Source organism: Companilactobacillus pabuli (genome assembly GCF_014058425.1).
GTDB lineage: Bacteria > Bacillota > Bacilli > Lactobacillales > Lactobacillaceae > Companilactobacillus > Companilactobacillus pabuli.
In genome coordinates this window covers 689,019-702,722 of record NZ_CP049366.1, presented here as the reverse complement: position 1 = coordinate 702,722, position 13,704 = coordinate 689,019, and the positions used below count along the sequence as shown (strand labels likewise).

15 protein-coding genes are annotated in these 13,704 nt (G+C 35.3%); 4 read left to right on the top strand and 11 right to left on the bottom strand.

Going from position 1 to position 13,704, the window contains the following annotated elements:
- Window positions 1-47: 47 nt before the first annotated feature.
- The 6 genes from G6534_RS03390 to G6534_RS03365 all read right to left on the bottom strand — a co-directional run bounded on the left by G6534_RS03390 (window position 48) and on the right by G6534_RS03365 (window position 5,733).
- Window positions 48-1,142: a lactate oxidase gene (locus tag G6534_RS03390; protein WP_059074531.1), complete on the bottom strand. Its 1,095-nt coding sequence runs from the start codon at window positions 1,140-1,142 to the stop codon at window positions 48-50.
- A 103-nt stretch (window positions 1,143-1,245) separates the two neighbouring features.
- Window positions 1,246-2,412 (bottom strand): cation:proton antiporter, encoded by a 1,167-nt coding sequence (locus G6534_RS03385; RefSeq protein ID WP_059074532.1) that lies wholly within the window; start codon window positions 2,410-2,412, stop codon window positions 1,246-1,248.
- Between the two features lie 457 nt (window positions 2,413-2,869).
- Window positions 2,870-4,039: an MFS transporter gene (locus tag G6534_RS03380; protein WP_182083268.1), complete on the bottom strand. Its 1,170-nt coding sequence runs from the start codon at window positions 4,037-4,039 to the stop codon at window positions 2,870-2,872.
- A 14-nt stretch (window positions 4,040-4,053) separates the two neighbouring features.
- Window positions 4,054-4,593, bottom strand: coding sequence for a PadR family transcriptional regulator (locus tag G6534_RS03375; protein WP_059074533.1), 540 nt, complete (start codon window positions 4,591-4,593; stop codon window positions 4,054-4,056).
- Between the two features lie 119 nt (window positions 4,594-4,712).
- Window positions 4,713-5,039, bottom strand: coding sequence for an AzlD domain-containing protein (locus tag G6534_RS03370; RefSeq protein WP_010020266.1), 327 nt, complete (start codon window positions 5,037-5,039; stop codon window positions 4,713-4,715).
- Window positions 5,026-5,733 (bottom strand): AzlC family ABC transporter permease, encoded by a 708-nt coding sequence (locus G6534_RS03365; RefSeq protein ID WP_059074534.1) that lies wholly within the window; start codon window positions 5,731-5,733, stop codon window positions 5,026-5,028. Before G6534_RS03365 ends, G6534_RS03370 begins: the two co-directional genes overlap by 14 nt.
- 139 nt (window positions 5,734-5,872) lie before the next feature.
- Here G6534_RS03365 and G6534_RS03360 point away from each other — a divergent pair, with 139 nt between their 5' ends.
- Window positions 5,873-6,916, top strand: a complete 1,044-nt coding sequence (locus G6534_RS03360) for an alcohol dehydrogenase catalytic domain-containing protein (RefSeq protein ID WP_182083140.1) — start codon at window positions 5,873-5,875, stop codon at window positions 6,914-6,916.
- A 42-nt stretch (window positions 6,917-6,958) separates the two neighbouring features.
- Here G6534_RS03360 and G6534_RS03355 read toward each other — a convergent pair whose 3' ends face one another.
- From G6534_RS03355 to G6534_RS03345, 3 genes are read right to left on the bottom strand one after another with little or no spacing between them, the layout of a single operon-like run.
- Window positions 6,959-7,777 carry a DNA/RNA non-specific endonuclease gene (locus G6534_RS03355; protein WP_059074536.1) on the bottom strand — a complete coding sequence of 273 codons (819 nt, stop codon included), beginning with the start codon at window positions 7,775-7,777 and terminating at the stop codon, window positions 6,959-6,961.
- Window positions 7,778-7,788: 11 nt separating this feature from the next.
- Window positions 7,789-8,400, bottom strand: a complete 612-nt coding sequence (locus G6534_RS03350; protein ID WP_059074537.1) for an ATP-binding cassette domain-containing protein — start codon at window positions 8,398-8,400, stop codon at window positions 7,789-7,791.
- On the bottom strand, window positions 8,397-9,104 hold the full coding sequence (locus G6534_RS03345) for a hypothetical protein (protein ID WP_059074538.1): 708 nt from the start codon (window positions 9,102-9,104) through the stop codon (window positions 8,397-8,399). Before G6534_RS03345 ends, G6534_RS03350 begins: the two co-directional genes overlap by 4 nt.
- Window positions 9,105-9,305: 201 nt before the next feature.
- Between G6534_RS03345 and G6534_RS03340 the strand changes: the two genes are divergently transcribed.
- On the top strand, window positions 9,306-9,617 hold the full coding sequence (locus G6534_RS03340) for a DMT family transporter (protein WP_059074539.1): 312 nt from the start codon (window positions 9,306-9,308) through the stop codon (window positions 9,615-9,617).
- A 34-nt stretch (window positions 9,618-9,651) separates the two neighbouring features.
- Here G6534_RS03340 and G6534_RS03335 read toward each other — a convergent pair whose 3' ends face one another.
- Both G6534_RS03335 and G6534_RS03330 read right to left on the bottom strand, forming a co-directional pair.
- A complete protein-coding gene (locus G6534_RS03335; RefSeq protein ID WP_182083139.1) occupies window positions 9,652-10,689 on the bottom strand; it encodes a WxLIP family cell surface protein in 1,038 nt (345 codons plus the stop codon).
- Between the two features lie 75 nt (window positions 10,690-10,764).
- Window positions 10,765-11,394, bottom strand: a complete 630-nt coding sequence (locus tag G6534_RS03330; protein WP_182083138.1) for a WxL domain-containing protein — start codon at window positions 11,392-11,394, stop codon at window positions 10,765-10,767.
- A 231-nt stretch (window positions 11,395-11,625) separates the two neighbouring features.
- Between G6534_RS03330 and G6534_RS03325 the strand changes: the two genes are divergently transcribed.
- Complete coding sequence (locus G6534_RS03325) at window positions 11,626-12,399, top strand: NrtR DNA-binding winged helix domain-containing protein (RefSeq protein WP_059074542.1); 774 nt, start codon at window positions 11,626-11,628, stop codon at window positions 12,397-12,399.
- Window positions 12,400-12,541: 142 nt separating this feature from the next.
- A complete protein-coding gene (locus G6534_RS03320; RefSeq protein WP_182083267.1) occupies window positions 12,542-13,687 on the top strand; it encodes an MFS transporter in 1,146 nt (381 codons plus the stop codon).
- Window positions 13,688-13,704 lie beyond the last annotated feature (17 nt).

The window sequence follows — 13,704 nt, the reverse complement described above, 5'->3', positions numbered from 1 at the left end:
AAGGATTGTTCTCTATGATTAAATTCATTTTTATACTATTACAACAATTATAATAAATCAACGTTCTTGACGTCATGAATCGTCTTAGTACCAGCCAATTGCATTGTAATTGAAAGTTCTTTGTTCAAGTGTTCAATGACATCTGTGACACCTTGAGCACCACCAAGATTCAATCCATAAATAATTGGACGACCAACAGCAACTAAATCAGCACCACTAGCCAAGGCCTTGAAGACATGTTCACCACGACGAACGCCACTATCGAAGACGACCGGAACACGTTTGTCGACAACTTGAGCAATTGCAGGCAAGACATCAAATGAAGCGGGACCTCCGTCTAATTGACGACCACCGTGATTTGATACCCAAATACCATCAGCACCAAATTCAATTGCTAGTTCTGCATCATCTGGTGATTGGATACCTTTAACAAAAACTGGCAAACCTGACATGTCTTTGATCTTTTGAATATCTGAAGGTACGATACCTTGTTTAGCGGCGGCGTAAATTTCGGAAATTCCCTTACCTTCACCATCGTCGTCAGAAAAGGCAGCTAAGTTTGGCATTGGTAGTGGGAATTGGAATTTATTGATGACATCTTCTTCACGATAACCACCAAGTGTTGAATCAACTGTTAAAATAATAGCTTTAACACCAGCTTTAACAGCTTTCTTAATTAAAAATTCATTAAATTTGTCATCTTTACTCATATAGAGTTGGAAGAATTGTGGAGCATCAGGAGCGGCAGCGGCACCATCTTCAATAGAAGTACTACCGTAAGTACTCATTGAAAAGATTGAACCAGCAGCAGCAACACCCTTTGCAGTATCAACTTCACCTTTAGCATGAGCCAAACCATGGGCAGCTGAAGGAGCTTCAATGATTGGAGTCTTCAAATCAATGTCCCAAAGCTTAGTACTCAAATCAGCATGATCAATGCCTTGCAAAACACGGGGCATGATTCTCTTCTTATTAAAAGCCTCAGTATTTTGTTTCATTGTCCATTCATCTTCAGAACCACCGCGAATATAGCCGAAAGCACCTTTTTCATTGCTCATATGGTCCTTAACACGTTGTTCCAAACTAGCAATATTGACGATATCAATATGCTTTTCTTCTGTACTTGCTTCATATTTTGCCATAAAAAATCCCCATCCTTTTGATGTTACTTTTTATTTAACAGGTACATTCTAGTCCATATCGACATATTTTGCTGTGCTTTTTTCTCCAAAAAAGATATTTCTATTAATTTGTCTCTTTTTGACCACCACTAATAATTTTGTTGAAAAGTATTGGTCCTATCAAACACGTTATAATAGCTGCCAAAGTGATTGCTCCTGATTGAGCCGTAGTAATCAACTTCAAGTTTTGTCCGACTTGTAAAATTGGCAAAACCAACGTAATTGTCGTTGATGTCACGATTGTTGCAGCGGCAGAATATCTTTTTCCAAACTTCTTTCGAAAAGCAACATAGACGAGCATCTTGGAAAGAATGAATGCAATGAAGAAAACTGGAATCAAAATTAAAGCCTGCTTATTAGTTAATAAAGTTCTCAAATTTAAATTAACCCCTGTTGTGATGAAGAAAACAGGGATAAAGAATCCATAACCCATTGAACTCAATTTTTCTTCAGTATCAGCTTTAGGCTTAAGTAATTTCATAACCGCTCCAGCTAAGAAAGCTCCAAGAATATTCTCAGCACCAATTTGTTCAGCAAAAGTTACTAAAATAAAAATCAAGAAAAACGCTAAACGAATATCTAATTGAGTTGTACTCTTGTCAATGCCCTCAAAGAAGATGTAAATTCGATTGAATCGGCGTAATAAAATAATCGCAATAATAAATATCACCGGCAAACCAAAGACCGACAAATAATTTTGTTGTTTAACTGCTGAATAAACAGTCAAAGCCAGCAAAGGAATAAATTCTCCAAAAGCACTAGTCAATAAAATCGTTTGTCCGTAATTGGTACTCAACAAACCTACTTCTTTTAGTAACGAAATGATTACTCCTAGAGCAATCGTACTAAATAAAATAACAGCTAAAACAAATTCACTGAAAATGCCTGTCACATACATAAATGTGCTTAAAATAACTGACATTATTAACACCGAAACAAAACCCCAAATCGAGGTCCCTAATGGCGAGAAGACATCTTTATCTTTTTTAGGCTCGAGCAATGAAAAGTCAATTTCCATTCCACCTAAAAAGATCAACATGATAACACCTAAACTAGAAATATATTGCAGACTAGCATCCGGTTGAACGATATTCAAACCGGTTTTTCCAATAATTATTCCCATAATAATTTCTGAAATAGCCGTCGGCATTCGTGTCAAATGAAACCTTGCGGTAATTAAAGGTGTCGCTAAGGCTGCGAACAAGACGATTAATAGTGCAAATCTCTCCATAATTTATATCCTCGTATCCTCTGATAATTTCAACACTTGATGATATAATATTTTATTCAAAATATAAAATAAAACGATTTTTGAGACCCATTACAAACACAAGGCTTTAATTGTAAAAATTTCCCATCCTCCATAGCAAAGAAAATTAGCTCAGTGGTTCTATATCTTTATGACCAAACAAATAAGCATCAATTCAGATAAATAGTTAATCGACCATATCTGAATTGATGCTATTTTGATTTACTTGAGAAAAAAATAAATGTCGTTATTCAGTCGGTAGTGGCAGCTTTGTGGACGCTCAGTACTGAAATTTTACTTAGCGATTTATCGCTTAGTAAAAGGTCAAGCTTGGAGATGATTCCCGGTTCTGGAATTAGCTTCAAGTTGTGCCCAGTACGTTCCAGCATCCACAAAGCAGAACGGACGACGATATCCTACACCAACCAAAATTTAACCATTATTCCTCTGTGTTTAATTTTTGAGGTTCACCAACAATCAAGTGATCCAAAATTGAAATCAATAGGAAAACAAATGCTACAACACAAACTCCGGACCAACCGAATTGTCCCCAAGCCCAAGTGGCTGACAAAGTTCCGATTGAACCACCTAAAAAGTAACTGAACATAAAGACTGAATTGTTACGACTGCTTTGTTTACGATTAATCGATTGAACAATTGCTTGATTAGAAACTTGACTGAATTGTGTACCTAAATCTAGTAAAACAATTCCGACGATTAAGCCGATAATCCAAAAACCAACTAACCAAAAAATCACAAAAGCTAAACCTGAAAAAATCATACTCAAACCGATTGTAAGTTTAGGTGATTTTTGATCGACTAAATCTCCTACCCAAGGTGCTACTAAAACCCCAGCGATTCCTAGCAAACCCAACAATCCGGCAACATTACTACCTAAGTGATACTGGTCTGCCAAATAGAAGGCTAGAGTTGACCACAAGACATTTGACATTCCAAACATACAAAAACCATTAATAGAAGAACCACGTAATTCTTTTTGAGTAATAAATAATTTTGGCAACATTTTGATAACCGACAAATAATTTAAATCTTGATGACCACGTTGATCCTTTGGCATAAAACGATGCACGATAACTAAAAAAATTAAATCGATCACTGCAGCAACTAAATAAATATCTTGCCAAGGCATGATGCTTCCTAATAAACCACTAAATGAACGAGACAATAAAATACCCGTCAACAAACCACTCAAAACAATTCCTAAAACTTTCCCACGTTGCAAGGCAGGTGCTAAATAACCAGCGTAAGGAATAATAATTTGTGGTGCAACTGATGTGATACCAATCAAAGTAGTAGCAACCGCAAATACGGCAGCGTTTGGTGCTAAAAAGGCCACTATTAATGAAATAATCGATAAAACCATCATGAATTGAATCAAATGATATCTATCAAAAATATCTCCCAATGGAACTATTAGCAATAAACCAAAGGCATAACCTAACTGCGTCACCATCGCTAATATCCCAACAACTGCTTTAGATACTCCAAAATCGGTTGCAATCAAATTCTCAATCGGTTGAATAAAATTTAAATTAGCAACAATGACACCTGTTACTACGGCCATCAATAAAATGGTCTTTCTTGACATAGTTTTTTCCACAGTTAATTTTCCCCCTCATTTAACTGTCTAATTGATTCTTTGACCCAATCTAAAGCTGCCTTCATCTTCATTTGTTCTAATTCGATGACCCATCTGGCATTCTTCAAATCAGTCTTAGAAATCTTAGTATTTTTTAAATCTTGTGACTGCTGAGTTAACAATTCCTGACTCTTCAGTAAATAAGTCTGATAATCATGTAAAATTTGCCTTCTTAAACTTAAATCAACTTGATGAAAATTACGAAATTTTACACTATAAGTGAAATCTAGATTCGGATTCAACGGAACTTTTTGAGCCATCAATTCATAGAAACGCTCTTTACCCGCATTGGTTATTGTTGCAACCTTGATAAATCGATTATTCTTTGACTTAACTTCAGAAATCGTAATATATCCTGCTTCTTTCAAGCGATTGAACAAAGGGTAAATCATCCCAAAACTGATTTTTCTTTGCCGCCCGACAATCTGTTGCAATATACTTTGCATCAAATAGCCACTCATTGACTCATCCATTAATTGACCCAAAACAAATAAATCATACATAATCTCACCTCTATATCAGACTGATACAAGCATAACTTTTTTAATATATATCAGACTGATAGTTGTGTCAAATATAAAAGAACTCTTATTCCTCCTTAAATGAGAAGAAATAAGAGTTCTTAGATAGCTAATCTGACTAGTGCCAGAGAAATAATTCCAACAACTACGATCAGCAATAATTTCTTAGTAAGAATGGCTGTCAAAACAGTTGGTACTGAAGCCAACAAATTAGCAAAGTCAATCTGTGGTAGATGCCCAATTTGTTGGTGAAACAAGTTTTCAAACCATAAAGCAGCCATGATAGTAATTGGTACAAAGCCTAAAAATTCGACTACTTTTGGTGATAAATTAAACTTTTTTAAAAGGACAAATGGCATGATTCGAGACAACCAGGTCACTAAACCACACGCAATTAAAGTCCATAAAACAAATTTAGTTGATGGCATGTTTCAAAATCACCCCTATCGTACAACCAATTAAAGTTACAATTAGAATTAATAAATCGCTGGAAATAAAAATTAGTCCAAAATATACCAGTGGCAACATGATACCAACGACGATCAATTGAACTTTCAAAGAAATTGATTTGTCACTGATCAATTGTAAATACAACAACCCAATAAACATCGCTACCAAAGCAAAATCTAAGCCGAGCTTTTCTGGATCACTGATAATTTTTCCCAACATCGCACCAACAGCAGTCGATACCGCCCAGACCAAATAAGCCATCACATTGACAGTGTTGAACCATTTGAAAGTCAATTTACCGTCAGTGTAGTTGAGTTTATTCATACTCAGAGCAAAACTTTCATCAGTAATCAAACTTCCTAGCAAGATATTCTCAAATAACGAATTCTCTTTAAAGAAATTTGCGGTTGTCATGCTCATCAAAATCATCCGTGAGTTGACCAAAAAAACTGATAGAGCAATCGAAACAATTGGCGTTCCTATTACTAATAAACTGACCAAAATAAACTGTGCCGAGCCCGCATAGACTATCAACGACATTAAAGTTGCCATCAAAACACTCATACCAGCAGATGCAGCCACGATACCAAAAGATATACCAATCCCAATATAGCCAAACACTGTTGGAAGTGTATCTTTGACGGCTGTCTCAACGCTTAAACTATCATCCATATGCTTTCCCCCTCCTCAGTTAAATAATTATAATAATTTTAATTTAGTTAAATGTCAATTAGGTATAAAAAATTAATCTAAAAACAAATATCCCTAAAAAAACGTTATAATCAAAGTGATAAATTAATGGAGGCGTCATATGAAAAAAGCTGTTTTTGAAAAAGTCGGTCAAATGAAGATCGAAAATGTTGATAAACCTACCATCCAAGCAAATGATGATGTAATTATCAAAGTTGTCCGTGCTTGTGTCTGTGGTTCAGATCTCTGGGCTTATCGTGGTCTTGAAGACAAGGCTCCAAACTCTGAAAATTCTGGTCACGAAGCTATCGGAATTGTTGAAGAAGTTGGAAAAGATATCACAACTGTTAAACCTGGTGATTTCGTAATTGCTCCATTTACTCACGGTTGTGGACACTGCCCTGCTTGTTTAGCCGGCTTTGATGGCGATTGTCAATCACACAAGGATAATTTCAGTAATGGTAACCAAGCCGAATACATTAGATTTCAACATGGTCAATGGGCTTTGATTAAAGTTCCTGGCCAACCTAGTGATTACAGTGAAGGAATGCTCAAATCACTTTTGACTTTAGCCGATGTTTTGGCAACTGGTTTCCATGCTGCTCGTGTTGCTCACGTTAAAGAAGGCGACACAGTAGTTGTCTTGGGTGATGGAGCTGTCGGTTTGTGTGGAATTATTTCTGCTAAACTACTTGGCGCCAAGAAAATCATATCTACTAGTCGTCATCCTGATCGTCAAGCACTTGCTAAAACATTTGGTGCCACTGATAACGTCGCTGAACGTGGCGATGAAGGTGTTAAAAAGATGCTTGAACTAACCAACGGATTCGGTGCTGACGCTGTACTTGAATGTGTCGGAACTGAATTATCAACTGAAACTGCACTACGTGTTGGTCGTCCTGGTAGTGTCGTTGGTCGTGTTGGTTTGCCACATACTGGCAAAATGGATATCGCTACTCCATTTGAAAACAATATTTCAATTGCCGGTGGCCCTGCTTCTGTTTCAACCTATGACAAACAACTTCTTTTAAAAGCTGTTTTGGATGGAAAAATCAATCCAGGATTAGTCTTTACAAAGAGTTTCAAACTCGATGACATCGATGCAGCTTATAAAGCTATGACTGATCGTAAAGTTATCAAATCACTAGTTGTTGTTAGTGACTAATTAAAAAAATGGTCTCGCCAAATTTGGTGAGACCATTTTTTATTAATAATTCCGATGATAATTCTTCTTATAATAATGACGCTGTTGATAAGGATTCTTCACCTCAGGAACTTGAAATTCCAAATCAACTCTTGAACGACCAGTCGCATAGTCGAATTGTAAGTGATCTTCAACATTCCATAAATAACGATTCAATTTCATACTCCCATCAGTTGCCAACGCTTGTACCCAAACACCTCGAGCCATCAATTCATTGCCACGAAAAACCGGTGTAACTTGATAAATAACCTTTTTATTTTTAGCCAATGAGTTTCTGACTGTCTGCTCTACTTGAACCATCGTTTTTTGATTGGAAAAACTTGTTTGAGTAAACAAGTTATAAGGATTATCGATACTTCCTAACTCTCCTTGTTGAACTTGTCCGGATTTATTCAGATTAAAGGTCATTGTATAGGCTATCAAGTGTCCTCGATTTTGAGGAATAATTCGTTGTCCTTTAACGTATCTAGGTTGATTATTCCATCCCGTTGGACGCCAAGTTTGTTCAGTCCGTGTATTCGAGCGTCCTAAATTATTTCCCGTTAAGTAGGCCGTTGCTGTTTTAGTTCGATTAAGTTTATCTAAACCACCATAATCAATATGTTCACTTTTGAAATCAGATGCTTTAATTGTTGAGGGTCTGTCATCATTTAAAACCTTAACTGGTTTATCACCTGATGAATAAGTCCATTGACTTAGTTTTTCAGCACTAATAACCGAATCAACTTTGTTAGAAGTATTTTCTTGTTGACTTTGATTATTAGTATTAGCTGCACATCCGCCTAAAAGTAACGGTAATAATAACAATAATAATTTCTTCAAAATAATCCCCTTTAAAAAGCCATGCGTGATTTAATTTTCAAATAACTATCCACTAAAATTTCATCATGAGCTTTGATGTAGTTAACGTTATCGATGTCGCAAATATTATCTAATTTATTCGTAGCAATAATGATTGTTTTATCTAATTTGACTAATTCTCTAATCCAGCTAAAGACCTCTTGAGATGAAACAAGATCCAAACCCATTTCTGGCTCATCAAATAAATATAGTTCTTTTTCTACCATAATATTGAGATAAATAATTACAAGCTTTTTCTCAATCATTGATAATTCTAAAAATCTTTGTTGCTCTAATTGTAAAATACGCAAAGGTGGCGTGAATTTTTTAGTTCCATCCAATTGTCTGATAAAATGCAAAATTTCTGCCACCGTCAAATTAACGTAAAAGTCATTTTGTTGTGCTAAATAAGCAATTTCAGATGTCTTAGGAAAGCCAATCAAATTATCTAGTGATTCATTTTGGGCAATCTGATCTAATAATTCAGTCTTCCCACTTTGACGTTTACCAAGCACAAAGTTCAATTGGCAGTCCTCAAAATAGAAACTAACATTTTTAAAAATGATTCTTTTTTGCTTAGTTAAATTAAAATTTTCGATTTTCATCGTAATTTCTCTCCAATCGAAAATTTCTTGAAAACTAACACACTAATTGTTAAGTATAGCAAACTACAAAAAGCAAGAAAAATAGCGTATCTAATAGTCGAGCAAGGTATGACATACAAACCATAAACAAATTGAAACGGACTAAACACAGTTAAAACGGCTTTGTTGGTCCCTTGTGGATGAACGCCTAATAATAATACGCCAATTGTAAAGATACCTCCCACTAAATAATTAAAAATAGCACGACGAATCTTTAAAATAAAAAAAATTGACATCATCGCGATGCACAAAATAGTTATTAGCGAAGATGACAAAAAACCGTACACAAAAGTTAATGCAGATACGTGTGTAATAAAAAAAGTAACGTATAAATTAAACAAGAAGATTTCCAATTGCACAATTACTAACTGAACCAACAAATTGGCCAGAACAATCGAATGCTGTGAGCCACTCAAATAAGTCAGTGTTTTTAAAAAGCCGCTCTCACGTAAGCGAACCAAATTTAATAAGAAGCCATTAAAAACAGTGGTCACGACGATATACGACCAATATACATAAATAGACTCATTATCTTGAAAATCCAAAGTTTTATTCAAAAAGACCATAAACATCGGTACGATCAAAGTATAGACAAAGTAAAAGCGTTCTTTAAAAGCTATCGTCAGTTGTATTTTAAAAAGTGCCCAATCGTTTCTTAATTCCAAATTTAATCCCCATTTTCCGCAAAAATCATCAATTAAATTAATATATTTTAACTTAATTGTCAATTGTGATTCTGATATATAAAAAAAAATCAAAATTTATAAAATCATATAAAAAGTTTCTCAATTCTAAAAATAATTCGTGTCTTTTTAGAAAAAATCGGGTATGATATTGAGAGAAAAATTTTAACCGAGGAAAAGCTTATGAATTACTTACTACTACTAGTATCAATCGGTTTTGAAGTTTTGGGGACTTCACTTTTAAAGAAGACGGATGGCTTCACTAATTTGTTACCTACATTGGGTACATTATTATCTTACTTCATCTGCTTATTCGTCCTCTCCCACGTATTGAAAAGATTACCTCTCAGTTTGACTTATGCCACTTGGGGTAGCGTTGGGTTGATACTAGTCACAATTGCAGGAATGGTCTTTTATCACGAATCACTGTCAGTTGCTTCAATCGCTGGACTCGTTTTAGTAGTATCGGGAACCGTTCTAATAAATGCATTCTAAAAAACGTGTGAATTTTAGGATTCACACGTTTTTTTTATCTTCTTTTTCTATAAATGTAAATAACACTACCGGCAATTATTAACATAGCTACGATGGCGCCTAATATAATCCATAGATCATGAGAACGATTTGGAACTTTCTTATTCAATTGTTTATTCTCACGACTGCTAATTGTGAAGTTACGCTTCATTTTCCAAGCATTTTGACCATTATTAGCTTTGACGTTCAAATACGTCGTATAAGTACCAGGTTTTAATCTCTTATTTTTTCCAGTACCACTAGGTGTGTTGACATTGACTGGATAATCAAATTTGCTATCAGGAGCAATGGACATGTTCTTCTTATCAGATCTCAAAATAATCTTTTTACTATTCTTAGGCGTAATTTTAGCATCTACCGAAACTTTATTTTCCAACTCTGGAACATCATTATCCATTTGACCCTCAACTGAAATCTGATCACTATTAGTAGTTACTTGAAAGGCTTTATCAAATTTCAAATCAAGTTTTACAGCATCTGTACTTTGTTGAAGTTGTAAACCCAAAACATAATCATATTTATTTCTTAATGAAACGCCCTTAACTTTCTTTTTATTGTTTATCTGATTATTTTCTTCAACTAAAATACCACCTAACAGTTCACCTTCAAAATGACCACTAGGTGCTTGAATTCCGACTGTTACTTCTTTAGAAGCTTTTGCAGGTACAGTCACATTTTTGGGATAAGTCACCAAATTTTCAATGTTATATTTTAAATCGTGATCAGGTTTTCCCCCATGCTTATTATAAACAATCACGCCATTAACATCAGTCGTGGCACGATTGATTTGAATATCATAAGATTGCGTCGAAGTACTGTTATTATTGATCTTAAATTTAATATTTTCTTTCTGGTTAGGACTAACCTTTAGATCATAATAACCTATTTTTTTGTCAATTTGATTATTGGCACTTTCTGGGCTCACACTATAATTGACTGTTGGCGTGACCGCCGCTTGAACTGGAGTATTCAAAAATTGAAAACCAAGAAACATCGATATAAAAATCAAAAATCCCACTAACGACTTTTTCAAAATAATTCCTCCAAAAAAAGAGAGGCATAATTAAATACCCCTCTTCTTTGTAACCTAAAATTGTAACCTTACTTTTTAGCTAGGTGCATTGGACAAAGTCCAAGTCAATGTTGAACTATAGGATCCACCGACATTCCCTGCTGGAACCATCAATGAAGCATCGCCAGCATTGTATGTTGCAGTATAAGCACCAACACCATCACCAGCAGCAGTATCAACTACAGTTGCTGGAGCTGATGACAATGCAATTGTTGGACTAAATGTTGGTAATGCAGAAACGTTATCCGAAGCATCAGCCGTCAATGCTGGTGACTTACTATCAGCAAGTGACAAAACAGCACCCTTCAAACTACCACCAGTAGCATTACTGAAAGCACTATCTGCAACTGAGACTGACCAGCCAGTTGGTTCACCAGGGTTAGTTACGTGCAAGTCGCTAGAAATACTTGTTGATTTGTATGTAGCATCACTAGCACTTGATGCAACTGTACCAAAATCAATTCCACCAGGTGTCGTTGTACTTGTTGAGCCACCAGGTACACTATCCAACGTGATTGTTCCAGGTGTCAAATCTGCCGTCGACGTTGATGTTTCTGGAGCTGGCGTTGTCGTTGCAGCCTTCGTGACGATTCCACCTGCACCAACAGAACCTATTCCTAAAATTGCAGCACCGATTAATAAACTATTCTTTAACAATTTTTTCATTATATAATTCCCCTCCATATACGAATTTTTCGATATGAAACAGAGCCAATTCTCAAGATGGTTTTCCAGGACCCTTTGGGGAATAACTTTTTACCATCTTTCTTCTTGGAGACCTCTCAACCTCCATTTCAGTTATATAATCCTTTTTAATTATTAACAAGTAAATCTAATGCTACTGTACGAAAAGTAAATTATAATAAGTATAGTAATAATTAGAAGGTGTCATAATACATGGTTGAAACTAATTTGAACAACAATTTAATCATCAATGTCGCTAATATTATTTGGAGTTTTGACCCAACTAATAAAGAAATACTTGTTTTGCTAGTTAAAAACTCTCTGGGTCAAAACGTTGACAAATGGGGCTTACCTACAACAATTCTTCGAAAAGACGAAAGTGCTGAGGAAGCTTCTTTGCGTTTGATTCGAGAAAAAATTGGCATTAACCTACCAGAATTTTCGACTGAACAACTGGCAACTTTTAGTAACGTTAATCGAACTCTAAAAAATCGTGAAATTGCTTTAACTTATATGACCTATCTTCCCCAAAAGATTGATTTAACAGCTGGTTATGGGGCAAAAGACGCCGAATGGTTCCACGTTCAGTATTCAGCAGATCAATATTTGTTGAAATATCAAAATTTAATTTTTAAAACTTTATCGGATAAAATATCGGAAAGTGATTTTTATAACAATATCGATGAATTCAATAATGATAAGCATTTGATAGCTGATCATGAATTGATTCTTCGTTTGGCTTTTAATAGAATTACTAATCGTCTAAATTATTTACCAACTATCTTATTAATTTTAGGAGACCAATTTACCCTCAAACAAGCCCGTGAGGTCTACGCTACTTTTTGGAAAGAACCAGTCACAAACATTGATAACTCAAACTTCCGCAAGACACACTCGCATCTATTTATTGAGGTCGGTAGTGAACATGGAAAGAGTGGTCGACCAGCCAAATTGTATAAACTTCGTGGGTTACTTGACCAAAAATAAGGCTTCTGCTAGTCTTATTTTTAAGCTATTTAAGGTAACTTTTACCTTTAATAAAAATAGTTATTATTCTTTATAATTTTGGAGGTAGATCTTGAAATCACAAGAAATAAATACCAAGGACAATAGTGGCTTAAAACTACTAATGGTCATTGGTACAGCTTGGTTATTTGATGCTGCAGACGTGGCATTATTATCATTTATCATGCCTTTATTAAAAAAGGAAATGCTTTTAACTGACGGACAAGTTGGACTAGTTAGTTCCATTACTACTGTCGGTATGATTATTGGTGCCATTTTATTCGGTTACTTGGCTGATAAATTTGGCAAGAAAAATATCATCATCATTACGTTATTATTATTTTCTATTAGTAATTTGGCACTAGCTCTGACTCAAAATTTGCCACAATTTCTCTTGGTACGTTTTATCACTGGTATCGGTTTGGGTGGTGAATTGCCCGTAGCAACAACTATTATTGCTGATTCGTTCTCTGGTCATCGCCGTTCAAAGATGTTGATTTTGGTCGACAGTTTTTGGGCTATTGGTTGGATCTTAGCATCCCTACTAGCTTTCTTATTCATGCCGGTTTATGGTTGGCGTCCAACAGTTATCATTACCTCAATTATGGCCCTTTACACATTAGTAATCAGACGCCACTTACCGGAGCAAACAAATGTTAAAAATGAAAAACTGAATTTAAAAGTAGCTTTTAGTCAAATCTGGTCTAAAGATTTTCGTCGCGCTACGATTTGTTTAAGTATTCTCTGGTTCATCATCATGTTCACTTATTACGGTATGTTTTTATGGTTACCTAGTGTTTTAATCAAACGTGGTTTTTCAGTTGTCCACAGTTTCAAATATACTTTATTGATGAGTTTTGCCCAATTACCAGGATATTTCCTAGCCGCTTATTTAATGGGAAAACTCAGTCGTAAAAAAGTTCTCGCCATTTATTTAACAGGTACTATCATTGGAGCATTTATGTTTGCAACTGCTCAAAGTGAATTTTTAGTTGTCTTCAGTAGTTGTGTTCTCTCCTTCTTTACTTTAGGTGCCTGGGGAATCATGATTGCCTTAACACCAACTCAATATCCATTAGAAACTCGTGGAGTTGGTATTGGCTTTACTCAATCAATCGGTCGAATCGGTGCCACTATTGGACCTTACTTGATTGGTTTCTCATTAGGATTGGGTATCAGCGTTTCGACAGTCTTCTTCTATTTCGTTGTCGGTTTAGTTATCGGTATCATCGTTCTAGTCTTTGGTATGGTCGATAATGATCAAAAATAAAAAAATTACCTTACTTT

Coding starts and splice junctions, on each gene's coding strand:
- G6534_RS03390 (WP_059074531.1), bottom strand. CDS start 1,142: ATGGCAAAATATGAAGCAAGTACAGAAGAAAAGCATATTGATATCGTC.
- G6534_RS03385 (WP_059074532.1), bottom strand. CDS start 2,412: ATGGAGAGATTTGCACTATTAATCGTCTTGTTCGCAGCCTTAGCGACA.
- G6534_RS03380 (WP_182083268.1), bottom strand. CDS start 4,039: ATGTCAAGAAAGACCATTTTATTGATGGCCGTAGTAACAGGTGTCATT.
- G6534_RS03375 (WP_059074533.1), bottom strand. CDS start 4,593: ATGTATGATTTATTTGTTTTGGGTCAATTAATGGATGAGTCAATGAGT.
- G6534_RS03370 (WP_010020266.1), bottom strand. CDS start 5,039: ATGCCATCAACTAAATTTGTTTTATGGACTTTAATTGCGTGTGGTTTA.
- G6534_RS03365 (WP_059074534.1), bottom strand. CDS start 5,733: ATGGATGATAGTTTAAGCGTTGAGACAGCCGTCAAAGATACACTTCCA.
- G6534_RS03360 (WP_182083140.1), top strand. CDS start 5,873: ATGAAAAAAGCTGTTTTTGAAAAAGTCGGTCAAATGAAGATCGAAAAT.
- G6534_RS03350 (WP_059074537.1), bottom strand. CDS start 8,400: ATGAAAATCGAAAATTTTAATTTAACTAAGCAAAAAAGAATCATTTTT.
- G6534_RS03340 (WP_059074539.1), top strand. CDS start 9,306: ATGAATTACTTACTACTACTAGTATCAATCGGTTTTGAAGTTTTGGGG.
- G6534_RS03330 (WP_182083138.1), bottom strand. CDS start 11,394: ATGAAAAAATTGTTAAAGAATAGTTTATTAATCGGTGCTGCAATTTTA.
- G6534_RS03325 (WP_059074542.1), top strand. CDS start 11,626: ATGGTTGAAACTAATTTGAACAACAATTTAATCATCAATGTCGCTAAT.
- G6534_RS03320 (WP_182083267.1), top strand. CDS start 12,542: ATGGTCATTGGTACAGCTTGGTTATTTGATGCTGCAGACGTGGCATTA.